General features: G+C 59.8%; 24 protein-coding genes. 9 read left to right on the top strand and 15 right to left on the bottom strand.

Going from position 1 to position 23,279, the window contains the following annotated elements; translation table 11 throughout:
* Positions 1-75: 75 nt before the first annotated feature.
* Positions 76-966 (top strand): pseudouridine synthase, encoded by an 891-nt coding sequence (locus AC3IT9_RS20935; protein ID WP_489270930.1) that lies wholly within the window; start codon positions 76-78, stop codon positions 964-966.
* Positions 967-1,050: 84 nt separating this feature from the next.
* On the opposite strand, the gene AC3IT9_RS20930 is transcribed toward AC3IT9_RS20935, so the two are convergent.
* Positions 1,051-1,272 (bottom strand): YgdI/YgdR family lipoprotein, encoded by a 222-nt coding sequence (locus AC3IT9_RS20930; RefSeq protein ID WP_007994800.1) that lies wholly within the window; start codon positions 1,270-1,272, stop codon positions 1,051-1,053.
* Positions 1,273-1,349: 77 nt separating this feature from the next.
* A complete protein-coding gene (gene mobA / locus AC3IT9_RS20925) occupies positions 1,350-1,952 on the bottom strand; it encodes a molybdenum cofactor guanylyltransferase MobA (RefSeq protein WP_151215066.1) in 603 nt (200 codons plus the stop codon).
* Positions 1,953-2,033: 81 nt separating this feature from the next.
* Here mobA and moaB point away from each other — a divergent pair, with 81 nt between their 5' ends.
* Positions 2,034-2,573, top strand: a complete 540-nt coding sequence (gene moaB, locus AC3IT9_RS20920) for a molybdenum cofactor biosynthesis protein B (RefSeq protein WP_150755993.1) — start codon at positions 2,034-2,036, stop codon at positions 2,571-2,573.
* Positions 2,557-3,783, top strand: coding sequence for a molybdopterin molybdotransferase MoeA (locus AC3IT9_RS20915; protein ID WP_489270929.1), 1,227 nt, complete (start codon positions 2,557-2,559; stop codon positions 3,781-3,783). Before moaB ends, AC3IT9_RS20915 begins: the two co-directional genes overlap by 17 nt.
* A 64-nt stretch (positions 3,784-3,847) precedes the next feature.
* Here the strand turns inward: AC3IT9_RS20915 and AC3IT9_RS20910 are convergent, their stop codons facing one another.
* The 4 genes from AC3IT9_RS20910 to AC3IT9_RS20895 form a co-directional block, all read right to left on the bottom strand.
* Positions 3,848-4,162: a hypothetical protein gene (locus tag AC3IT9_RS20910; RefSeq protein WP_224789162.1), complete on the bottom strand. Its 315-nt coding sequence runs from the start codon at positions 4,160-4,162 to the stop codon at positions 3,848-3,850.
* A gap of 293 nt (positions 4,163-4,455) precedes the next feature.
* Positions 4,456-5,115, bottom strand: coding sequence for a response regulator (locus AC3IT9_RS20905; RefSeq protein WP_150726325.1), 660 nt, complete (start codon positions 5,113-5,115; stop codon positions 4,456-4,458).
* On the bottom strand, positions 5,112-6,005 hold the full coding sequence (locus tag AC3IT9_RS20900; protein ID WP_150726372.1) for a sensor histidine kinase: 894 nt from the start codon (positions 6,003-6,005) through the stop codon (positions 5,112-5,114). Before AC3IT9_RS20900 ends, AC3IT9_RS20905 begins: the two co-directional genes overlap by 4 nt.
* 501 nt (positions 6,006-6,506) lie before the next feature.
* The gene (locus tag AC3IT9_RS20895; RefSeq protein ID WP_150726326.1) at positions 6,507-6,977 is read right to left on the bottom strand and encodes a hypothetical protein; all 471 of its coding nucleotides are present in this window, start codon (positions 6,975-6,977) and stop codon (positions 6,507-6,509) included.
* A gap of 463 nt (positions 6,978-7,440) precedes the next feature.
* On the opposite strand from AC3IT9_RS20895, the gene AC3IT9_RS20890 reads away from it, so the two are divergent.
* Together AC3IT9_RS20890 and AC3IT9_RS20885 are read left to right on the top strand one after the other, a co-directional pair.
* Positions 7,441-8,376, top strand: a complete 936-nt coding sequence (locus tag AC3IT9_RS20890; protein ID WP_007973464.1) for a chemotaxis protein CheV — start codon at positions 7,441-7,443, stop codon at positions 8,374-8,376.
* A gap of 108 nt (positions 8,377-8,484) precedes the next feature.
* The gene (locus tag AC3IT9_RS20885) at positions 8,485-9,291 is read left to right on the top strand and encodes an MOSC domain-containing protein (protein WP_150726328.1); all 807 of its coding nucleotides are present in this window, start codon (positions 8,485-8,487) and stop codon (positions 9,289-9,291) included.
* 70 nt (positions 9,292-9,361) lie between these two features.
* Here AC3IT9_RS20885 and ppnP read toward each other — a convergent pair whose 3' ends face one another.
* The 8 genes from ppnP to AC3IT9_RS20845 form a co-directional block, all read right to left on the bottom strand.
* Positions 9,362-9,646, bottom strand: coding sequence for a pyrimidine/purine nucleoside phosphorylase (gene ppnP / locus AC3IT9_RS20880; RefSeq protein ID WP_150755991.1), 285 nt, complete (start codon positions 9,644-9,646; stop codon positions 9,362-9,364).
* A gap of 69 nt (positions 9,647-9,715) precedes the next feature.
* Positions 9,716-10,258, bottom strand: a complete 543-nt coding sequence (locus tag AC3IT9_RS20875) for a 3'-5' exonuclease (protein ID WP_150755990.1) — start codon at positions 10,256-10,258, stop codon at positions 9,716-9,718.
* 70 nt (positions 10,259-10,328) lie between these two features.
* Positions 10,329-12,290, bottom strand: a complete 1,962-nt coding sequence (locus tag AC3IT9_RS20870; protein WP_489270928.1) for an acetyl/propionyl/methylcrotonyl-CoA carboxylase subunit alpha — start codon at positions 12,288-12,290, stop codon at positions 10,329-10,331.
* A gap of 109 nt (positions 12,291-12,399) precedes the next feature.
* Complete coding sequence (locus AC3IT9_RS20865; protein ID WP_353741352.1) at positions 12,400-13,197, bottom strand: enoyl-CoA hydratase/isomerase family protein; 798 nt, start codon at positions 13,195-13,197, stop codon at positions 12,400-12,402.
* Positions 13,194-14,351 (bottom strand): citronellyl-CoA dehydrogenase, encoded by a 1,158-nt coding sequence (gene atuD, locus AC3IT9_RS20860; protein WP_150726333.1) that lies wholly within the window; start codon positions 14,349-14,351, stop codon positions 13,194-13,196. The genes AC3IT9_RS20865 and atuD overlap by 4 nt, the downstream gene beginning before the upstream one ends.
* 24 nt (positions 14,352-14,375) lie before the next feature.
* Positions 14,376-15,992 (bottom strand): geranyl-CoA carboxylase subunit beta, encoded by a 1,617-nt coding sequence (gene atuC / locus AC3IT9_RS20855; protein WP_489270927.1) that lies wholly within the window; start codon positions 15,990-15,992, stop codon positions 14,376-14,378.
* Positions 15,993-15,995: 3 nt separating this feature from the next.
* Entirely contained in the window at positions 15,996-16,865 is an 870-nt protein-coding gene (locus AC3IT9_RS20850; RefSeq protein ID WP_150759464.1) for an SDR family oxidoreductase, read from the bottom strand.
* 12 nt (positions 16,866-16,877) lie between these two features.
* A complete protein-coding gene (locus tag AC3IT9_RS20845) occupies positions 16,878-18,680 on the bottom strand; it encodes an acyclic terpene utilization AtuA family protein (protein ID WP_489270926.1) in 1,803 nt (600 codons plus the stop codon).
* Between the two features lie 178 nt (positions 18,681-18,858).
* On the opposite strand from AC3IT9_RS20845, the gene AC3IT9_RS20840 reads away from it, so the two are divergent.
* From AC3IT9_RS20840 to AC3IT9_RS20825, 4 genes are all read left to right on the top strand, one after another.
* Entirely contained in the window at positions 18,859-19,485 is a 627-nt protein-coding gene (locus AC3IT9_RS20840) for a TetR/AcrR family transcriptional regulator (RefSeq protein WP_150726337.1), read from the top strand.
* A 93-nt stretch (positions 19,486-19,578) separates the two neighbouring features.
* Complete coding sequence (locus AC3IT9_RS20835; RefSeq protein ID WP_489270925.1) at positions 19,579-20,370, top strand: substrate-binding periplasmic protein; 792 nt, start codon at positions 19,579-19,581, stop codon at positions 20,368-20,370.
* 153 nt (positions 20,371-20,523) lie between these two features.
* Positions 20,524-21,363, top strand: a complete 840-nt coding sequence (locus AC3IT9_RS20830) for a sugar-binding protein (RefSeq protein WP_489270924.1) — start codon at positions 20,524-20,526, stop codon at positions 21,361-21,363.
* 134 nt (positions 21,364-21,497) lie between these two features.
* On the top strand, positions 21,498-22,511 hold the full coding sequence (locus tag AC3IT9_RS20825; protein WP_489270923.1) for a GNAT family N-acetyltransferase: 1,014 nt from the start codon (positions 21,498-21,500) through the stop codon (positions 22,509-22,511).
* A gap of 125 nt (positions 22,512-22,636) precedes the next feature.
* Here AC3IT9_RS20825 and AC3IT9_RS20820 read toward each other — a convergent pair whose 3' ends face one another.
* The gene (locus AC3IT9_RS20820) at positions 22,637-23,185 is read right to left on the bottom strand and encodes an RNA polymerase factor sigma-70 (RefSeq protein ID WP_150755980.1); all 549 of its coding nucleotides are present in this window, start codon (positions 23,183-23,185) and stop codon (positions 22,637-22,639) included.
* Between the last annotated feature and the right edge of the window lie 94 nt (positions 23,186-23,279).

The raw sequence follows: 23,279 nt of genomic DNA, 5'->3' as shown, positions 1-23,279 counted from the left end.
AATTGAGAACGCCCCCTAGGTTCATTCCCCTTGCTGTTGGATAATGCCGCTCTGCACTGAGGTTAGAGCTTTCGTATGTCCACTTCTTCTTTTTCCGCGGCACACAGCCAGGCCAGTACGCTCTACTTGCCACCTGGCCCGTGGCAGACCGTTGTCGATTGCCTGTGTGAGCATTTCAGCGCTATCGGTCGTGAACAATGGCTGGACAGAATCGCCCGTGGCCGGGTCCTCGATGGGCAGGGCATGCCGATTGCCCTCGATCTGGTCTACCGGGAAGGTTTGCGGATTCATTATTTTCGCGAAGTGCCGGATGAAAAGCCGATCCCGGTGATCGAGTCGATCCTGTACGCGGACGAGCATCTGGTGGTGGCCGACAAACCGCATTTCCTGCCGGTGACGCCGGCTGGCGAATACGTCGAACAGACGCTGCTCAGGCGCTTGATCCGGCGCCTGGACAATCCGCACCTGGTGCCATTGCATCGCATAGACCGGCACACCGCGGGGCTGGTGCTGTTTTCCGCCAATCCGCAGACCCGTTCGGCTTATCAGTCGTTGTTTCCAACCCGGCAGATCGAAAAGCGCTACGAGGCCATCGCAAAGGCGTTACCCGGCCTGGCTTTCCCGTTGGTGCATAAAAGCCGACTGGTCGATGGCGAACCGTTCTTTCGCATGCAGGAGGGCCCGGGAGCCAGCAACACGGAGACTGCGGTCGAAGTCAGGGAGAAACACGGGGATCTCTGGCGTTATGGTCTTTACCCGGTGACGGGCAAGAAACATCAGCTGCGGGTACATATGGCAGCGTTGGGCGCAGGTATCTGCAACGACCCGTTTTACCCCGAGGTGCTCAAGGATGCGCAGGATGACTACGCGAATCCTTTGAAACTGCTGGCTCAGGGGCTGAAATTTATCGATCCGGTCACAGGTCAGGCGCGAGAGTTCGAGAGTGAAATCACCCTGCAATGGTGATCAGGAAGCGATCCTGACGCGCTGTTCTCCAGGCATGAAAAAGCCCGCATCAAGCGGGCTTTTCTGTATCCGGTGGCACCAGGATTACAGCTCTTTGACGGTACGAACCTGATCTTTGTTGATGCGGGTCTGTTTGCCATCGAGCTGTTCGAATTCGTAGAAACCGGAATCCTTGTCGAATTGTGGCGTGTCGACGGCCTGGATTTCGCGACCGTCATTCAAGGTGATCACTGTAGGCGATGCGCAACCGGCGAGGGTGGCGAGGCCGAGTGCGAGCATGAAAGTGGCGAGGGTCCGTTGAGTCATGAGTTGTGTCTCCGAATAAGAATTCTTTGGTTGCTGAGCTTGAGACGTGTAGCGTCCGCGCAAGTTCCTGATCATTGTCAGTCTGACACAGTGTCATGACCGCTTAAAAGTTCCGGTGTGTTGAGGTTGGCCAGCCGAGGGTCTTTGTCGGGGCATTGCAGCGCGGTTGCGCCGAGCTTGCGCATCAACCGGCCAGGGCTGCGCTCACCTTCGTTCCAGGCATTTTCAAAAGCTGCCCTGTGTAGCACAGGAATCACGCACAACAAAGGTTCCCAGTGGTCATCATGCCGCACCATCAGCGGCTTGTCCGGATGCAGGTTGGCGGTCTCGCGCATATTGTCGATCAGCGCCGCATCAATGCCCGGAACGTCACAGGGCAAGACCAGCAGATGGCTATGGCGAGCCGCTTTCAGGCCTGCGCGAATACCGGCCAGCGGCCCGGGGAAGTCACCTTCATCATCGTGGACCAACTGGTCGGCGTAGGGTGCGTACTTCTCAAGGTTGCGATTGCAGGAGATGATCAGGTCATCGCTCAGCGGACGGGTCTTGCGATGCAGATGCGCAATCAGCGGTTCGCCATGCCAGTCCAGCAACCCTTTGTCCCGACCACCCATACGTTGGCCGCGGCCGCCCGCCAGGAGCAGAATGGAGCAGGGTGGCAATTGTGAATTCGTGGTCATGGCAGGCCTCCATGGGGGCGGCGAAAAAACGGAGCGCTGTGATATAACACCGGGCTGTTTCTCCTACAACTGGACGAGCCTATGAAAGCCAAGGCTGATGTACCTTTCGCACCGCTCAATATTGCAGTGCTGACTGTCAGCGATACCCGCACACTGGAAACCGACACCTCAGGTCAGGTCTTTGTCGACGGCTTGACCGCTGCCGGTCATTACCTGGCAGCCCGGGTGTTGCTCAAAGATGACCTGTACAAAATTCGCGCGCAAGTCGCCAACTGGATTGCCGACGATGTCGTGCAGGTGGTGCTGATCACCGGCGGCACCGGTTTTACCGGGCGTGACAGCACGCCGGAAGCCGTCGGCTGCCTGCTGGACAAACAGGTCGATGGATTTGGTGAGCTGTTCCGCCAGATCTCGGTTGCCGATATCGGCACCTCGACCGTTCAGTCCCGGGCGTTGGCCGGTCTGGCCAATGGCACGCTGGTTTGCTGCTTGCCGGGCTCGACCAATGCCGTGCGCACCGGTTGGCACGGCATATTGGCCGAGCAGCTGGATTCGCGGCATCGCCCGTGCAATTTCGTGCCTCATTTGAAACAGGCAGCGCCTTGTGAATCCCGTGGGTAAGCCTGGCAAGGCTGGCAGTCTGATGCCTGTCGAGCAGGCGTTGGCGCGCTTGCTGGAAATGGCCGAGGCTTCGAGGATTGTCGAGCGCGAACGCTTGCCGTTGGCGCAGGTACAGGGGCGTGTACTGGCTGAAGATCTGGTGTCGACGCTTGATCTGCCGCCCTGGCCCAACAGTGCCATGGACGGTTATGCCTTGCGCATGGCTGACTGGACGGGAGAGCCGTTGGTGGTCAGTCAGAAGGTGTTTGCCGGCCAGGCACCCGATCCGTTGCAGCCAGGAACCTGTGCGCGCATTTTCACCGGGGCGCCTGTTCCCGCCGGTGCCGATTGCGTCGAGATGCAGGAGAACGCCGAGGTTCAGGCCGATGAGCGAGTACGTTTCACTGAAGCCTTGACCCAAGGTCGGAACATCCGTCCGCAAGGCCAGGAAACCACCGTCGGCGAGTTGATTCTGCCAGCAGGTACGCAACTGGGGCCGATCGAGCAAGGATTGGCTGCTTCCTTGGGATGCGCTGAGTTGGAGGTGGTTCGCAAGGTGCGTGTGGCGGTGCTGTCAACCGGTGACGAATTGATTGAGCCGGGGCAGACGCTGGGGCCGGGACAGATCTACAACAGCAACCGGGTGTTGTTGTGTAGCTGGCTGCAGCGTTTGGGTTGTGAGGTCGTCGACGCGGGAATTCTGCCGGACAATCTGCAAACCACTCGCTCCCGATTGGGTGAGTTGAAGGATGTCGACCTGATCCTCTCGACCGGTGGCGTATCGGTAGGGGAGGCTGATTTTCTCGGCATCGCCTTGCGCGAAGAGGGCGAACTGACGTTGTGGAAACTCGCCATCAAGCCGGGTAAACCGCTGACGTTCGGGCATTTTCGCGGTGTACCTGTGATTGGCTTGCCGGGCAATCCTGCATCGACCCTCGTGACCTTTGCCTTGTTGACCAGGCCCTATCTCTTGCGCCGTCAGGGTGTAAAAGAAGTTGAGCCGCTGAAGGTGCAGGTGCCGGCAGGGTTTGACTGGCTCCAGCCCGGCAACCGGCGTGAGTATTTGCGCGCACGGCTGGAAAACGGCAGGGCGACGATCTACAAAAACCAGAGTTCCGGTGTGCTTCGCAGCGCTGCCTGGGCTGATGGACTGGTAGAAGTCCTGGAAGGTCGCACGCTGGTTCAGGGCGAAAGCGTTTACTTCATTCCGTTGAGCGAAGTCCTGAGCTGATAGCTACAACGGCTTAGTCACACAAGACCCGGTTGATTGAACCGGGTCTTGTGTGGATGGCAACTCAATGCGCCAGAAGCAATGAAATAACCTGCTCGAAACGGCTGTTGGCGATCCAGCCAAGGAGGCCGAGGATTACGGCTGTTCCGCCGGCTGAATAGGCAAGCCTGTGTTTGATGGATTTGACGTCACCCCGGACTTCGTCCATGTCCCTGCGTATGTGCTTGAGGTGTGTTTCCAGCTCGGTGACGCGAGGTTCCATATCGACTTCTCCCGTGGTTTTTGTGCTGTTGCTGCATTCAGCTCGATGGCCTGCAGTTTTATTATCTGTGAGCGGCAAGACCGAAATGGCCGGTGATGCAAGGTTTTGGCATTGCATGGCACGTCCTTGTGATGTCCTGCAGCCCAAGGTCTACCAATTCAGATTTGTGGTCAATTGAGCCGATTCCTCACGTTTTGTAAGAAAAATCCTGCTGTGTAGGGATCAAATCCTTCCGACTGGAAATAATTCGATTTCTTTCGACTTTTGACGGGGGGGCTTCTGGCGTCGACAGCATGTTTATTCGTGCGCGCCTGCCCTGGAGGGGGACAACCTGTGGTTCTCGGTGCGGCCAGTGGCGTTACTCGTGCATCTGTCTGACGATTCGCCGCTGTTACGTGCCGCTGAAGTGCCTAGTCATCAAGGCTGATGATTTGTTCACGCACGGCAAACAGCACCAGGCCGGCCACATCGTAGATCTGCAGTCGCTTCATGATCTGCGACCGGTGGGTTTCGACGGTCTTGACGCTCAGCCCCAGGCCGTTGGCGATCTCTCGGGTGGATTTTCCGCGAACGATCAACCGCAGGATTTCCAGCTGACGTGCCGTCAGGTTGTGCGAGTCGGCAGGTTCTGGCTGGTGTTTCTGGTTTCGCGTCAGCGCCTGGGTGATCACCGTGTGGGCAATAGCCGGGCTCAGATAGCGCTCGTTGTTGCGCAACGCCTCCAGTGCTTGTTCGAGCTCGGTCGCCGTGGTGTCCTTGAGCAGGTAGCCATGGGCTCCGGACTCCAGCGCCTGCATGATCAGGGCCGGGTCGGTGTGCATCGAGAGGATCAGGACCTTGCTCTGCGGGCGCACTCGCTTGAGCTGCTGCAAGGCTTCGAGGCCGCCGGTCCGGCGCATCGAAATATCCAGCAGGACAATATCCGGGGACAGATGCTCGACCATTTCCAGCAACTGTGAGCCGTCACTGGCCTCACCGATGACGGCATAGCCGGGCAGATCCATTACCAGGGCGCGCACGCCAGCCCTGATCAGCGAGTGGTCATCCACCAGTAGTAAATTACAAGTCAATGCATAACCTTATTCGAACTGGCCCGTTCGAGCGCACGGGGCGCCCAGGGAAAAAGAGCTTCGATTTGAGTGCCTTTGCCCGGCTCGCTGGTAACGCTCAATGTGCCGCCCAGTTGATCGATCCGTTCCGACATCCCGGCCATACCGCGCTGCCCTTCACGAACAGGGTCTGTTGCGGGCGCAAAGCCCTGGCCATCATCGCTGATCTGCAACTTCAGGCCTTGGGGCAGGCGCTGCAGGCACACCAGCAGATTTTTGGCCTGGGCATGTCGCAGGATGTTGGTGACCGCTTCCTGGGTGATACGGAAAGCGGCCACGGCCATTTCCTCCGGTATGCCGGTCAGGCGCTGCTGGCATTCCAGGCTCCAGTGCACCGGGGTGTTGGCCAGGGTCTTGAGCAGGTGTGCCCGCAGACTGGCTTCCAGCCCAAGGCTGGTCAACTGCCGGGGATTGAGAATGGCGGATACGTCACGAACTTTGGCCAGGGTTTCTTCCAGCGTGTCGCAGAGGACCGAGCATTGTTCCTGGAGTTCTTCGGGCATCCGGCGTTTGAGCCAGTCACTTTGCAGTTTTGCGGCGGTCAGCAATTGACCGATGTCGTCATGCAGTTCCCGGCTCAGCCGGTGACGCTCGTTTTCCTGAACCTGCAACAGCCGGTCAGCCAGTTCCTGAGGCTGGAACTTGATGGATTTGCGCGAGAGGCAGTACTGCACGGCAACACTGGTCAGCGTCGCAACGCTGAGCACCAGCAACGACAGGGGCAACGGGATGGACAAGCCATAAACCAGTAGGCTGCCGAGGGTCGAGCAGGCGCATAGCAACAGCGTGAATGTGCGTGCATATGCTCGGGAAGGTGGCCACATGGCGATTGACTTGAGGCTGGCGTGCATAGCGGATGGAGCCAATGGATGTTCGCTGCGGGCTGACCGGTCATGCTGGCTGACAGGCCCCTGTTTTTAATGTGGAGCGCCGACTTCAACGGGATGTACTTTTTGTTGGAGAGTTCAGCTCCGAACTGGAGCGAGCGGTATCCGGCTGAATTCACACTGCCATTAATTGGCGTCAACTAACAGGCGGCATAGTAGCACTTAAGATACCGTTGGTCGCGTCCGTATGTATGTCCGAAAAGTCAGGAACCCACTCGTCTGGACGACGCTTCCATAATGGAACAAGTTGATTGTTGCCGTCGCAAAATGCCGATTGCCCCTGGGTTTTGTTGTTGATACCAGGCAATGTCCTGGTCAAGACAGGCGCGCAATTGACGATGGGCAATAGTGGTTGTTAATAGATGTCGCTTATAGCTATGAAATATTCATTTGCGACATGTGCGCACTCAAGTTACAGCGCGGCATTGATAGTCAAAACACGTTATACGGCATGGTTTGGCAAGTTCAGGCCTGTCGTTCCGAATAGGATACGAGGGTGAACGGCCTGGAATTGACCGGTGGTCGAAATCGGCTTTGCCCGACCTGAAAGGCAAAGGCTTCGATCAGGGTGACCTGCTCGCTGTCGTCGAGACTGAGCTGTCCGGTGGTCTGGTCGATGAGTTCGAGTTGCCAGGCAATCAGGGTCAGGCAGTCTTTCAGGGCACTCAGCGCCTCGTCGTGCAGGCTCATGGTGTTCTGGGCGTGGTTCAGCAGGCCATGAATATGCAGAGAAAATTCAGACACGGCCGCCAACGCCAGGGCATCGGCCTTGTTGGCCAGCTTGAGCAGTATGCTGAGCATGCAGTCGATGGCGTCCTTGTCATTGCTGATCAACTGCAGATGACTCAGGCATTCCTCGGTTTTAGCCAGGAGTGTTTCAGCTTCGACGAGAAACTCGGGGAGCCGCTGGGCCCACTCTTTACGGTCGTTCGGCATACTTATCTCCACAACGTCATTTCAAATGAGGGGATATCGTGTGTGTCGACGAGGGCGGTCGGGACCCCGGCATTGCCGAGTCGTCGGGTGAACGAGCTGCGGCTGGCCCGGAGGCAGGCTGGGGAACACGAGAGGGTGGTTGGCCACTTACTTGCGATCGCACACAAAAGCCTGACTCCGTTCATGCAATGAGAATGGCGTCACATTAATGGCTATTGGATATTGCGAATATCAGGTTGCACCTGATTGTTGATAGGGGAATCCCTTACACAGGGGAACCTTTCGCGCGAACCATGGTCGCGTGACGCAGAAGTGCAGCAGATGGAATCACAGTGCTAGTAAAGCATGATGTTAATATGACATCAATGCCCGGGCATGGCATTTTGGAGAGGGTCAAGCTTCGGCAAAAACAGCCGATAACCTTCTTTAAGTGAATTCATCCGAACAAGACCAGGAGTCATTGATGGCCGGCATTCTCGACACGGTAGACCAACGCACGCAATTGGTGGGTGAGAATCGCCTGGAAATTCTCATGTTCCGGCTCGCCGGACGGCAATTGTTCGCGATCAACGTCTTTAAAGTGCAGGAAGTCCTGCAGTTGCCAAAGTTGACGCTGATGCCGCAGCGCCATCCTTTTGTGTGCGGCGTGGTCAACCTGCGTGGCCAGACCCTGCCGGTGATCGATCTGTCCCAGGCCATTGGCATGCGCCCGTTGGTGCCGGGGCCTGGCAGCACGATTATCGTCACCGAGTACAACCGTTCGGTTCAGGCCTTCCTGGTCGGTGGCGTGGACCGGATCGTCAACATGAACTGGGAAGCCATTCTGCCGCCCCCGAGCAGCGCCGGCCGCCAGCACTACCTGACGGCCATCAGCAAGGTCGATGATCAACTGGTGGAAATCATCGACGTCGAAAAGGTCCTGGCCGAAATCGTCCCGTACAACGCCAAGGTCTCCCGCGACAAGCTCGAGGATCCGGTGCTGGAACGCGCCCGTGGCCGAGAGGTGCTGCTGGTGGATGACTCGAACGTGGCCCTGGCGCAATTGCGCGATACCCTCGGACAGCTGGGCGTGAAGATGCACATCGCCAGCGACGGGTTGAAGGCCTTGAACATGCTCAAGGCCTGGGCTGATACCGGCGTGGACATGACCGAAAAACTGCTGATGGTCTTCACCGATGCGGAAATGCCGGAAATGGATGGCTATCGCCTGACCACCGAAATCCGCAACGACCCGCGCCTGCGCGGCTTGTACGTGGTGCTGCACACTTCGCTGTCCGGCAGCTTCAACGACTCGATGGTGAAAAAGGTCGGCTGCGACAATTTCCTCTCCAAGTTCCAGCCGGACAAACTCGTCGACGTGGTGCGCCAGCGCCTGATGCTTGACGAAGTGCCGGCCTAAGCGGGTCTGCACAACTGTGGGAGCAGGTTTGCGGTGTCTGATCGTCAGCCTTTGATTCAGTCACCAAGCTCGTATAGGGTGGCGTTTTAACCTACCAGGGAGCTGGCCATGTTGCGTCTGAGCGCGCTGTATCGTTATCCGTTGAAGTCCGCCAAGGGCGAGACCTTGCAAGCGATCGGTCTCGATAAACTCGGGCTGGACGGCGATCGACGCTGGATGCTGGTGGATGAGGCCAGTGGACGCTTCCTGACCCAGCGTGCGGTGGCGCAGATGAGCCAGTTGTCGGCGCTGTGGAATGCCGAGGGTGGCTTGACCCTTAGCGCGCCCGGCCATTCGCCGATCGACATTGCCTTGCCTGGTAACGATGCAGAGTTGCGTGGAGTGACGATCTGGCGCGATACCTTGCGAGTCCCCGATGCAGGCGATGAAGCAGGGGCCTGGGTCAGCCAGTTCATCGGCAAACCGACACGCCTGGTGCAGGTGCCGCTGGATCGGGCGCGGATGACGGAGGCTGGCTACGGCAAGGATGACGATCAGGTGGCGTTCGCCGATGGCTATCCGCTGTTGCTGATTGGTCAGGCCTCTCTCGAGGACTTGTCGCAACGGGTCGGGCGTCCGTTGGAGATGCTGCGTTTCCGGCCGAACCTGGTGATTGAAGGCAGTGCAGCGTTCGCCGAGGACGGCTGGAAGCGTATCCGTATCGGCGAGGTCGAGTTCCGCGTGGTCAAGTCCTGTTCACGCTGCATCCTGACCACCATCGACCCGCAAACCGGGGAGCGCAGCGACGACCGCGAACCGTTGGCCACCTTGCAGAAATACCGTTCCCAGGCGGACGGCGCAATGTTCGGCCAGAACCTGGTCAACGACGGCAACGGTCGACTGGAAGTCGGCATGCCGGTGGAGATCCTCGAGTAATTTTGCGCAGAATAAAAAATGCCCGTGTCGAAAAACACGGGCATTTTTGATTGCGGTGAAGCCCCGCGGTTTAGCCGCGGTATTCGCACAGGTAAGCGGTGTCGACGGCGACTTTCAGCTGGAACTTGCTGTTGGCCGGCACGTTGAACTGGCTGCCGGCGGCGAAGGTTTCCCAGTCGCTGCTGTCTGGCAGTTTGACGGTCAATGCGCCGCTGACCACGTGCATGATTTCACGCTGGCTGGTGCCGAATTCGTAGGCGCCCGGAGCCATGACGCCGATGGTCGCTAGACCTTCTGCGGTGCCAAAGGCGATCGACTTGACGGTACCGTCGTAGTACTCGTTGACTTTGAACATGGGCGATTCCTCGAAAAGGGCTAAAAAGGGCCGGCCAGTATGCACAAGGCCCTTGGCGTCGTCACCTGTCTAAAGCGGCAGAACCAGCGGCAGCAGGCGTGCGGTATTGCGCGCATCTTCCAGCGCCCGGTGTTGTTGGCCGTTGAACTGCAAGCCGGCCAGTTGCAACGCGCCGTTTAATCCCAGCGGGCGCTCCAGTCGTCGGGCCTTGGCAAAACGCTGTTTGAGGTTCATGTGCGGCACGTTGGCTAGCATGCTGGCGAGTCCCAGCTGCTGCCAATCCTGAAGCAGTTGTTTGCGATCGTAATCGCCCCAACTGGCCCAGCCCTCAAGTCGCGTGTGATGTTGGCCGAGCCAGCGTTCAAACGCCGGCCAGACTTCGCCCAGCGGTTGCGCGGCGTCGATGTTGGCTTGGGTGATGTGCGTCAGCTCGCGGCAAAACGGCGTCAGCAACGGCCGCCGTAAAGGCCGGACGAAGCGCTGGAACTGGTCCAGTTCGCGTCCCTTGCGATCCACCAGGGTGGCGCCGATTTCAATGATTTCCATATCCGTTACGGGCCAACCCCCCTCATCGGTGGTGGCCTCCAGATCAATGACCAGCCAGTGAGGCATTGCAGGTTTCCTGGTATCCGCGTCCTGTAGGGTTTGAGCGTAGCCAAACCCGGCGGTTCCGCCTAGCGGCTTATTCGACCTCCAACAGAATCTGCCGGTTTGTCACCTGATCCCCGACTTTGACTTGCAAGCGTTTGAGTACACCGTCGATGCCCGACTTCAATGGATGCTCCATTTTCATCGCCTCCAGTACCACCAGCAGTTGGCCCTTGGTCACCTGGCTGCCTTCGTTGACCAGGACGTCGACAATCGCCCCGTCCATCGGTGCCTTGAGGGTGCCGGAGCTGACACTGGCCTGGCCGGTAACCTGCGCCTGAGTGTGATCCACGAACTGCAGGCTACCCGGCCGGGTAAACAGCCAGAGACGCCCGGCCTCCAGGCGATAAGCGTGGCGTTGGCGAACGCCTTCGATTTCGAGGGTGGCCCAGCATCCGTCGCTGTGGATGATCTTCAGTTCGAGGCTGCGCTCGGCGACCTGAATGCGCATAGGCTGGCCCGGGGTCGCCTGCAACGCCACCGGCCAGTCCTGATCTTCAAGGCCGATGCGATAGTGCAGCGGCACGCTGGCGTTGTTGCGCCAACCGCAAAGTGGGGCCGGGTGAGCCTGTGCTGCAGCCTGATAGAACAGGGCGGCGGCGATGGCCAAGTGGTGCGCGCTTGGGGTTTCGGGATGCAGGCAGGCGTGGTCGGCGAAATGCTGTGGGATGAAATCGGTACTGAAATCACCGCTGGCGAACTGCGGGTGTTCCAGCAGGCTGGCAAGCAGGCGTTGATTGCTTTGCAGCCCCAGCAGCACGCTGTCTTGTACCGCCCGCAGCAATTTGCGCCGGGCTTCTTCGCGGGTGGCACCGTGGGCGATGAGTTTGCCGAGCATCGGGTCGTAGAAGGGACTGATGAGCTGGCCTTCGATCAGGCCGTGGTCGATACGCACGCCGTCTTGCAATGCCGGTTCCCAGGCCACGACGAGACCGGTTTGCGGCAGGAAAGCCTGGGTCGGGTCTTCGGCATACAGGCGTACTTCCATGGCATGGCCCTTGAGTTGCACCTGTTCCTGGCGCAAGGGCAGCGGTTGCCCTTCGGCGATGCCCAACTGCCAGGCCACCAGGTCCAGCCCGGTGATCAGTTCGGTCACCGGGTGCTCCACTTGCAGTCGGGTGTTCATCTCCAGGAAATAAAACTGCCCGCGCGCATCCAGCAAAAACTCCACGGTGCCCGCGCCGACGTACTTCACCGCTCGTCCGGCCTTGAGCGCCGCTTCGCCCATGGCCTGGCGCAGCTCAGCGGTCATCACCGGGCAGGGTGCTTCCTCGATGACTTTCTGATGCCGGCGCTGCACCGAACAATCACGTTCGCCGAGGTAAATCAGGTTGCCATGCCGGTCACCGAACAACTGGATCTCGACGTGACGGGGTTCGACCAGTGCCTGTTCGAGAATCAGTTCACCGCTGCCAAAACCGTTCAGGGCTTCGGAGCGCGCGGTGCGAATCTGTTCCAGCAAGTCGCTGGCGTTGTGCACCAGGCGCATGCCGCGTCCACCGCCGCCAGCGCTGGCCTTGATCATCAGCGGATAGCCGATGCGCTCTGCCTCGCGGCTCAGGGTGGTGTCGTCCTGCCCGGCGCCTTGATAACCGTTGATGCACGGCACGCCGGCTTCGATCATGGCGATCTTCGACAGGCGCTTGCTGCCCATCAGTTCGATGGCCTCGGGGCTGGGGCCGATAAAGGTGATGCCGGCATCCCGGCAGGCAAGGGCAAACCCGGCGTTTTCCGAGAGGAAACCGTAGCCCGGATGGATCGCATCCGCGCCCGTGCGCCGGGCTGCGTCGAGGATGGCCGGAATGTTCAGGTAAGACTGTTGCACCGGGGCCGGGCCGATGTTGACCGCCTCGTCGGCCATCCGCACGTGCAGTGCATCGGCGTCGGCGTCGCTGAACACGGCGACGGTGCGATAGCCCAGCGCCTGGGCCGTGCGCTGGATGCGACAGGCGATTTCACCGCGGTTGGCGATGAGGATTTTTTTGAGTCCGGGCATAGGGGCGTCTCTCAAATTGTGCGGTGAAAGTGCTGGCCTCTTCGCGAGCAGGCTCGCTCCCACAGGGGAATGCATTTCAAATGTGGGAGCGAGCCTGCTCGCGAAGCTTTTAAATGGCCCACCCCGGTTTGCGTTTTTGCACGAAGGCCATCGTTCCCTCGACGCCTTCGGCTCCGGTCACCGCTTCGCTGAACCATTGAGCCGCTTGATCCAGCAGGGCATCCGACGGTTGTCCGGCACTGGCCAGCAAGAGTTTCTTGGTCGCCGCATTCGCCCCCGGCGCGCAACACAACACATGCGCCAACACCTCATCGAGACGTTCGGCCAGGGCCTGCGGATCATGCTCGACAAAATGGACCAGCCCCATGCGTCGCGCCTGGGTACCGTCGAAACGCGCGGCCGTCAGGGCCAGGCGCCGGGCCTGGGTCAAGCCGATGCGTTGCACCACGAACGGCGCGATCTGCGCAGGCAACAGGCCGAGGCTGGTTTCCGGCAGGCCGAATTGCGCCTGGTGATCGGCCAGGGCGATATCGCTGACGCAGGCCAGGCCGAGACCTCCGCCGAGCACCGCACCCTGCAGCACAGTGATCACCACTTGCGGTGCGTGTTGCACCTCTTGCAATAGCGCGCCGAACACCCGGTTCAGATCCCTGTGCGCAGTTGGGCCTTGAGCGCGGGCGTTGGCCATGTCCTTGAGGTCGCCGCCAGCACAGAAGTGCCCACCGACGCCGCCGATCACCAGTGCGCGAACCCCTGGTTTATCGCGTACCGCGGCCAGCACCGAGCGCAACTCGGCGACCATCTGCAAGCTCATCGCATTGCGGCATTCCGGGCGGTTGAGGGTGATGTGCAACACGCCGTTGTGCAGTTCCAGCAGCAAGGTCTGACAAACCGGCAGGTTGTTCATTTCTTTTTCCCCGGCAGAATGCCCATCAGTTTGCAGATGATCCCCAGCATGATTTCGTCGGCGCCGCCGCCGATCGACACCAGCCGTACATCGCGGTAAGCCCGGGCCACCGGGTTGTCCCACATGAAGCCCATGCCGCCCCAGTATTGCAGGCAACTGTCACTGACTTCGCGACCCAGCCGCCCGGCCTTGAGCTTGGCCATGGAGGCCAGGCGCGTGACGTCCTGGCCTTTGACGTATTGCTCGGTGGCCTGATAGACCAGCGCCCGCAGGCATTCGATTTCGGTTTGCAGTTCCGCCAGGCGGAAGTGGATCACCTGATTGTCGATCAGCGCGTTGCCGAAGGTTTTGCGCTCCTTGCAGTATTCGATGGTGCTGTCGACACAGTACTCCAGGCCTTTGATCATGTTGGCCGCACCGAACAGGCGTTCCTCCTGGAACTGCAGCATCTGCATCATGAACCCCGCGCCTTCATGACCGATGCGGTTGCGCTGCGGTACGCGCACGTTGTCGAAAAACACCTGAGCGGTTTCCGAGCTGCGCATGCCGAGCTTGTCCAGGTGCGAGCTGAGGCTGATGCCCGGCGTGCTCATCGGCACCATGATCAGCGACTTGTTGATGTGCGGTTTGTCGTCCGAGGTGTTGGCCAGCAGGCAGATGAAGTCGGCGCTCGGCGAGTTGGTGATCCACATTTTGCTGCCGTTGATCACATAGTCGTCGCCGTCCTTGCGCGCGGTGGTTTTCAGCCCGGCGACATCGGAGCCGGCGCCGACTTCGGAGACGCCAATGCAGCCGACCTGTTCGCCGCTGATGGCCGGGCGCAGGAATTCCTCGCGCAATTCATCGGAACCGAATCTGGCCAGCGCCGGGGTGCACATGTCGGTCTGCACGCCGATGGACATCGGAATGCCGCCGCAATGGATGGTGCCGAACTCTTCGGCGGCGACGATCGAATAGCTGTAGTCGAGCCCCATGCCGCCGAATTTTTCCGGTTTGGAAATGCCCAGCAAACCGAGGTCGCCGGCCTTGCGGAAGATTTCGTGGATGGGGAAGCGCCCGGCCTTTTCCCATTCCTCGACGTGCGGGTTGATCTCGTGCTCGACGAACTGGCGAACGGTGCGGCGCAGTGCTTCGTGTTCCTGGGTGAAGATCATTTTTATTGTTCTCCTTGAGCGGGCCTAGAACCGGGCTATGCCAAAACTGTTGGCTTGCAATGGCCGCACCTCGGCCTCGTGACAGATATCCAGCAAGTAACCCAACAAAGTCCGGGTATCGCGCGGGTCGATCAAACCGTCGTCCCACAGATTGGCGCTGCCGTAGAGCGCCGTGGACTGGCTGTCGAGTTTCTGCGCGGTGACCTGTTCGAGCATGTCGAGCATTTTCGGGTCGGGCACCAGCCCGTCCTTGGCCTGCTTGGCCTCGGTGACGATGCGCAGTACCTTGCCCGCTTGCGCGCCGCCCATCACGGCGGTGCGGCTGTTGGGCCAGGCGAAGATGAAACGCGGGTCGAGGCCGCGCCCGCACATTGCATAGTTGCCGGCGCCGTAGGAGCCGCCGACGACGATGGTCAGCTTCGGCACCCGGGCGTTGGCCACCGCCTGAATCATCTTCGCGCCGTGCTTGATCACGCCTTGCTGTTCCGATTCGGTGCCGACCATGAACCCGGTGGTGTTGTGGAAAAACAGCAGCGGCGTCTGGCTCTGGTCGCACAGCTGGATGAACTGGGCGGCCTTGCTCGCACCTTTTGGCGTGATCGGGCCGTTGTTGCCGATGAAGCCACAGGCGCGGCCCTGAATTTTTAGATGACCGCACACAGTCTGCTGATCGAACTCGCCCTTGAATTCAAGAAAGTTCGAAGCGTCGGACAGACGGGCGATGATTTCGCGCACGTCGTAGGGCTTTTTCGGGTCATCCGGGATCAGGCCCAGCAGTTCGTCGATGGGATAGAGCGGTTCCTCCCAGCGACGCTCGGGGAGTGGGGGCAACTGTTCGTTCCACGGCAGCAGGCTGATGATCTCGCGTACCTGTCGCACGCCGTCAGCGTCGTTTTCAGCCAGGTATTCGGCGGTGCCGGCGGTTTGTGCGTGCATCTCGGCGCCGCCCAGTTCTTCATCGGTGGCGACTTCGCCGGTAGCGGCCTTGAGCAGTGGCGGGCCGGCGAGAAACAGCTTGGCCTTGCCGCGTACCACCACCACGTAATCCGAAAGCCCCGGCTGATAGGCACCGCCCGCCGTGGCCGAGCCGTGCACCACGGTGACCTGCGGCAACCCCATGGCCGACATCCGCGCCTGATTGGCAAAGCTGCGCGCGCCTTCGACGAAAATCTCCGCCGCATAATTGAGGTTGGCACCGCCGCTTTCGGCGAGGGTGATCACCGGCAGTTTGTTTTCCATGGCGATCTGTTGCAGGCGCAGGGATTTCTTCAAGCCGCTGGGGGAGATGGTCCCGCCCCTGATCGCGCTGTTGTTGGCGACTACCAGAACACGCACGCCAGACACGTAGCCGATCCCGGCGATCAAACCACCACCGGCGGAGCTGCCATCCTTGTCGTCGTGCAGCTTGTAGCCGGCCAGGCTCGCCAGTTCGAGAAACGGTGCGCCGGGGTCCAGCAGCAGATTGAGGCGCTCGCGAGGTAGCAATTGGCTGCGTTTTTCGAACTTCGGCTTGGCTTCGGCAGCCTTGTTCAGCAGGTTCTGTTCGAGCACGCGAACTTGCTCGATGGCGCTCAGCATCGCTGCACGGTTCCGGGCGAACGGCTCGCTGTGGGGATCGAGTAACGACTGAATCACGGGCATGGGTTATTCCTTGTCCTTCAATACTTCTGGTATGTAGGCGCGGTGGAAACCGTTGTACGACTCGCTGTTGGTCGCCTTGTGGATCGGCCAGGCGCGCCCGCCGAGGCTGGCGGCGCCGTCGATGCGCAAGGTACTGCCGCTGACAAACGCCGCTGCGGGGCTGAGCAGGAAAACAATCGCCGCGCTGACTTCCGATTCGGTGCCGATGCGCTTGAGCGGCACGTGTTCGCGCAGGGTCGGAATCGCAGCCTTGAAGGCGCCTTCGTAGGTGTCCATGCCGCTGGAGGCAATCCAGCCTGGCGCCACGGCGTTGACCCGCACCCCGGCATGACCCCATTCGTACGCGGCGGTCTTGGTCAGGTTGTCCATGCCCGAACGTGCCGCGCCGGAGTGGCCCATACCGGGCATGCCGCCCCACATGTCGGCGAGCATGTTGACGATGGCGCCGCCGTGCTGGCTCATGGACTGGTTGAACACTTCCCGGGCCATCAGGAAACCGCCCACCAGATTGGTGCGCATCACGGTTTCGAAACCCTTCTGATTGATCGAGGCCAGGGGCGACGGGTACTGCCCGCCCGCATTGTTGACCAGGCCATGAATGGGGCCATGCTTGCGGATCAGTTCGCTGACCAGGTGCTGCACCGATTCTTCCTCGCGGATGTCGCAAACCGCCCAGTCGGCCTTGCCGCCGTCGTCGGCGATCTCCGCTGCAACGGTTTTGAGCTTGTCGGCCTTGCGCCCGACCAGCAGCACATGGGCGCCGAGGGCCGCCAGTTCATGGGCGGTGCAGCGGCCGATGCCACTGCCGCCACCGGTGACGATGATGTTTTGGCCGGCAAACAAATCGGCTTTGAAAATCGAATCGTAGGCCATGGTGGCAATCCTCTAGTTGAACTGGTCGGCGATGCGCTGCGGCACCGGGATCTGGATTTCCAGCAGTTGCTGGGCGAAGGCCTTGCCTTGCGGATCGATGCGCAGGCTGGCGACACCGCCGCCGCCGAGGGCGTTTTCCAGCAGGAAATTCAGGCTGTGGCTGGCGGGCAAGTACCAGCGTTCGACCCGCCCGTGGATTGGATCGAGGACGTGGCCCATCCAGTCGATGATCACTTCCGGGGTCAAGGCTTCGGCAATCCATGGCAGGAATTCGGGCGCGCGGGCCATGACGCCGATGTTGCTGTGGTTGCCCTTGTCGCCAGAGCGGGCGACCGCCAGTTTGACCAGGGCCACGCTGGCGTCGGCCAGGCCAACCGGTTTCGGCGGGGCGAGCGGGGCTGGCAGGTCCAGCGGGTCGAGCACATCGAGGGCGGGCAGGGCACACGGGTGGCGCTGGCCCATGCAATCAATGTCCAGCGTGCAGGCGGTTTTGTCGATCAGGAACGAGAACAGCCGGATCAGCGGATACACCGTCGGCCGGCCACCGACGATGCCGGTCAGCCCTGGCGCCATGCCGGTGGCGGCCTGGGCGATTTCCCGGGAGAACACGATCAATGCCTGCTTGTCCGGATGGCGCACCGCGAGTTTGATCACCACTTCGCGGCTGTCCTGACGCTGGCCGTGGGGGCCGTAGGTGGCCTCGCTGCCCAGCAACTCGATATTCACGTCGCTGTACTGTGCCCAGCCGCGCTGGCGGAACATTTCCGAGGTCTTGTTGATGATCGCATCACCGACCCGCCGCGCCTTGTCGACGGCATCGATGCCAGCAATCAGGCAACTGGCGGTGCAGCGGAAACCATCGGGGTACGTGGCGCTGACCTTGTATTGAGCGGTCGGCGGCAGGCCTTTGGCGCCGTGCACCTGCACCGCGTTCCTGCCTTGTTGCAGCAATTTGACCTGAGTGAAGTCGCACACCACGTCGGGCAGCAGATACGCACGTGGGTCACCGATTTCATACAGCATCTGTTCGCCCACCGTCAGCGGCGTGACCAGCCCACCGGTACCTTCGGGTTTGCTGACGATGAACTGGCTGTCGGCGCTGACTTCGACGATGGGAAAGCCGATGTGTTCGTAGTCGGGTACGTCGCGCCAGTCGGTGAAGTTGCCGCCCGTGCACTGGGCGCCGCATTCGATGATGTGCCCGGCCAATGCCGCCTGGGCGAGCTTGTCGTAGTCATGCCACGACCAGCCGAACTCATGCACCAGCGCGGCGCTGACCACCGCACTGTCGACCACGCGCCCGGTGATCACGATGTCCGCCCCCAGACGCAGGGCTTCGACAATGCCGGGTGCACCGAGGTAGGCATTGGTCGAGACGCACATCGATGGCAGGGGCGCGCCGCTGAACATTTCATGAATGCCCAGGTTGCCCAGCTGTTTGAATTGCGGCTGCAGGTCATCACCCAGCAGCACGGCGATCTTCAGCGCCACCCCGGCCTTGTCGCAGGCCGCTTGCAGGGCGGCGGCGCAGGCTTGGGGATTGACCCCGCCAGCATTACTGATGACCCGGATGTTTTGCTGCGCGAGCCGCGGCAGCAAGGGCGCGAGCACTTCGATGAAGTCGCCCGCATAGCCGGCCCGGGGATCTTTCATCCGCGCGCCGGCCATGATCGACAGAGTGATTTCCGCCAGGTAATCGAAAACCAGATAGTCCAGATGCCCGTGTTCCACCAGTTGCGCGGCAGCGGTCGAGGTATCGCCCCAGAAGGCGCTGGCGCAACCGATGCGAATTGTTTTAGGCGCAGTCCATTCCATAGCCACCTCCAACCGAAGTGCGTCGACATTACCAAGCAAGCGCTTGGTTTGTAAATGACTTGATTTTCTTCTGCCCAAGCGCTTGCTTGGTTGCATCCATGCGCTTAAATTGCCCGCGCAACTCCGGTGTTTTCGGGGGGATCGGCGTTACTGATTGATCGACTGTAGGAGAGAATGGGTGGACGAGCAAAAAGCCCTGAGGGTGATGCGCCAATTGGTCGACGACGGCCAATTGACCGATCCGGACAGCGCCCGTGGCAAGTTGCTGCAAGTGGCGGCCCACCTGTTCCGCAATAAAGGCTATGAACGCACGACCGTGCGCGACCTGGCCGGCGCCGTGGGCATTCAGTCCGGGAGTATTTTCCATCACTTCAAGAGCAAGGACGAAATTCTGCGCGCCGTGATGGAGGAGACCATTCGCTACAACACCGCGTTGATGCGTGCGTCCATCGCCGAGGCCGGCAGTGTGCGCGAGCAGGTGCTGGCGCTGATCCGCTGTGAGTTGCAGTCGATCATGGGCGGCAGCGGCGAGGCCATGGCCGTGCTGGTCTACGAATGGCGCTCGCTGTCCGAAGAGGGCCAGGCCAAGGTCCTGGCGCTGCGGGATATCTACGAAGACATCTGGCTGCAAGTACTGGGTGAAGCCAAGACCGCCGGTTTTATCCGCGGCGATGTGTTTATCACTCGACGCTTCCTGACCGGCGCATTGTCCTGGACCACCACCTGGTTTCGCGCCGACGGCAGCATGAGCCTCGATCAGTTGGCTGAAGAGGCGTTGATTCTGGTGCTGGAAGACCGGCAATAAGTTAGTGTTGGTCGGCATTAAACTGGCTAACTGGAAGAAACCGCCTAGCTTGAATGCATTGATGCTGTTTTATTGGGGAGTGGGGTCGTTTTGATGGGTTCGCCAATTCGATCAGCCTCGCGGCTGTTGCTGTCGATGTTTGCGGCGTCAACGATGATGCCGTCCCAGGCTGCGCAACTGGTGCGCATTGGTGCCGCGCATTTTCCGCCTTACACCGTGCGCCCGGAATCCGGGGCCGATACCGGGTTGCTGCCGCAACTGGTCGAGGCCCTGAATGCATCGCAAAGTGACTACCAGTTTGTCCTGGTGCCCACTTCCATTCCCCGGCGCTTCGGTGATTTCAAGCAGGGCCGGGTCGACATGGCCATCTTCGAAAATCCCGCCTGGGGTTGGGAAGAGATCCCCCACACGGCCGTCGACATGGGGCTGGAAGACGCCGAGATTTTTGTCGCGCAACGCCTGCCCGATCGACAGCAAAGCTATTTTGCCGACCTGAAAGGCAAGCGCCTGGCACTGTTCAGCGGCTATCACTACGAGTTCGCCAACTTCAATGCTGATCCCCTGTACCTCGCGAAAAACTACAACGCCACGCTGACCTATTCCCATGACAGCAATCTGCTGATGGTATTGCGCGACCGGGCCGACATTGCCCTGGTCACGCGCTCCTACCTGAGCGACTACTTCTTGCGCAATAAAAAAGTCGCCGATGAATTGCTGGTGTCCCAGCGCGTCGACCAGATCTATCACCACTACGCCATTCTGCGTCCGACCGCGCCCATCACTGGCGAGGCCTTCAGCAAGTTGCTGCAGGGCTTGCGGGACAATGGCCAGATGTTGAAGATTTTCGATCCGTACAAAATTGCGCTTGTGCCGGTGCCTCGGTAACGGTGGCATTTTCATGAAAGCATGTGATTAACCGCTGATCGGATTTGCGCTTTAACCTGTCAAATATGACAGTAGACGTTGTTGAACGCTCCGGGCTTAGATGACTTTCCGGTGTTCCCTCTTCTGGGGGCACATAACGAAAGGCATTTAGTCATGAGCAATCCATTGTTGGTCTCTCTGTGCTGTGTTCCCTCCCCCGTGGTGGAGCAAGCTGTCGATAATGTACTTACGCTGAAAAAACCTGATGACCCGACTGGCGTTACCGTAGAGGTGACGCATTGGCCGTTCATGGTGGTCGGTCAAAAGACGACGTTGAATGTCTGCGGTCAACAGGTCGACGGCTCGCCAGTCATGCTGCGAGTGGCCGATGCAGAACCCGTCACGGAACAAGAGTTCGAGGAGGGCTGGTGTCGAAATATTCCTTGGTCGGCTTTGCAGAATCTGAAAGACCGTAGCCATCTCGCATTTGTTTTCCAGGCTGTGCTGGACGGAAGCTGCTGCGCTGGGTCGGTGCTGTTCCCGCCATTGAGTCTTGAGGTTCGGGAACCCTTTGACGATACAACGACTTTTTCAGAAACAGATGGTACCGATAACTGGAATGGATGGATGAGAGGGGCGGCGGGGTCTGATGCATCGGATCTCATTATCGAAAGAGATGGCGACATCTATGTATTACACAACCACACCGCGACCAATAACTCTGCCGGGATTGTTTTAGAAAAATCCTTTCATGGGCTGCAAGCGGGTCGAACCTATGAATTTGGGATGACTGTGCGCAGGTGGAATAACACCTATGTCACTCCTAAACTCTCACTCCAAAGCGGGTCGCAAGTCATTGCACCAGAGAAGGTTTTTTCGATGACTGACTGGACGCCGCACTCGGGTACTTTTATCGCGGGTACTTCGCAGGTAGAGCTGCAAATCAAGAGTCACGAAGCTTCCGGAAGCGGGAATGACTATGCCTTCCGCGAAATCTGGGTCAGGTCGATCTAGCATCAGTGCAACGTCTTTTGTCTGGAGATCAGTCATTGCGAATACTCATTTAGATTCGAGGTGGTTTCGTTAAATTTCCACGACTGGCTCACGTCACTTCGTTGAACTGTCGACGATTATCGTGAGCCCGACCCATGCCCAATTTGAATGACCTGACTGCCCTGTGTCTGCCGACAGGCAGTCGTCTTGTCGCTGATGAAACCCATTGCTGCCTGAGCCTCAGCCTGGAAGGGCAACCGTTGCCCGCCCTGCGGCTGAATCGTGGCCCCGAGTTGCACGTGCAAATGGAGGAGCGTTTCAGTCGACCTGAAGGGCAGGCATTGTGGGCGGCCTGTTACTGGCTGTTCGCTCGCGACTCCGACTGTCAGCGCCTGGTCTGGCAACTGCAAGACGTGCCGGACGAAGTTGTGTCCAGCGGTCTGCTGATTGCGACTTCCGTCAGCGGTCAGTATCTCTGCGAGCGCACCTTGTTCTGGCAGTTGCCGCAACCGTGGCTGGGGCATTCCTTGACCGGCAGCTATCCGCAGCAGATGCTCATCACCGACGGCAAGCGCCATCCACGGCGGCCGGTCAAACCCCGGGGTGAAGTGTATCGACGCTTCGATGCGCGGCTGGGTGCCCGGGTTTCCCTGCGCACGCTGGACATCGAGCAAGACCTGGCGCGCTTCAACCGCTGGCAGAACAGCCCGCGTGTCGCCAGTTTCTGGCAGGAGGAGGGCAGCCTCGAACAGCATCGCCAATACCTGAGCAAACTCGAAGCCGACCCGCATACGCTGACGCTGATCGGTTGTTTCGACGATCAGCCGTTCGCTTATTTCGAAGCCTACTGGGCCAGGGAGGATCGCATCGCCCCCTTCTACGAGGCCGGCGATTACGACCGTGGCATTCACATGCTGGTGGGCGAAGAACATCACCGTGGTCCGCACAAGGTGGCGAGCTGGTTATCGGCGCTGGTGCATTACCTGTTTCTTGATGATCCGCGCACGCAGCGCGTGGTTGCCGAGCCTCGTGCCGATAACGCGAAGATGATCGGGTACATGCAGGAGCAGTGCTTTCACTGCGAGAAAGAGTTCGACTTCCCGCACAAGCGCGCGGCCTTGATGGTGTTGGGGCGGGAGCGGTTTTTTGATCGGTGCAGACTGGCCTGAGGCCCAAGATCTTCGGTGTTCTTGAGTGCCCCATCGCGAGCAGGCTCGCTCCCACATTTGTCCTGTGTTCGCAGGACCCTGTGGGAGCGAGCCTGCTCGCGATGGCGGCGCTGAAAAATCGGATCTTATTGGCGAGCAGCCATATCGCCACGCTGGCCCGACACCTTGCGGCAGTGCACCAGCGCATCACGGATCATGAAGTTCACCAGGGTCGGCGAGACGCCGAGTTCCTTGGCTATGTCTTTTTGCGGTACACCGTGCAGGCGATACATCTCGAAGGCGTAGCGGGTGCGGCTCGGCAACTCGGTCAACGCATCGGCAATGTGCTCCAGCGTCGAGAAATTGATGTGCGAGGTTTCCGGTGACGCACCCTGGATCACCACATTCAGCCCTTCCTCTTCAGGGCCGGAATACTTCTGCTCCAGCGCCTGCTTGCGGTAGTGGTCGATCGCCAGGTTGCGCACGATCTGGAACAGGTAGCTGAGCTGAGCCTTGATCGAACTGGTGATGGGCGGGGCTGATTGCAGCCGGAAGAATGCATCCTGCACAACATCTTCGGCACGTGAGCGGCAACCGGTAATTCGGGCTGCGATCTTCACCAGAATCAGTCGATTGTCGACGAATGCCTGAAGTAGCGGTGTATCGCACCTGCTTGTGGATACTGGTTCCATCATGGAAATCACCCTGCTGCCAAAAGGTTAGTGGGACGGCGAATGGACCGGGGGGGCCGTCCTACAGATCGAGCGACAAATTAGGCTTAATGATAAT

Source organism: Pseudomonas sp. KH_046_1 (genome assembly GCF_057839025.1).
This window is presented reverse-complemented; position numbering and strand designations above follow the sequence as displayed.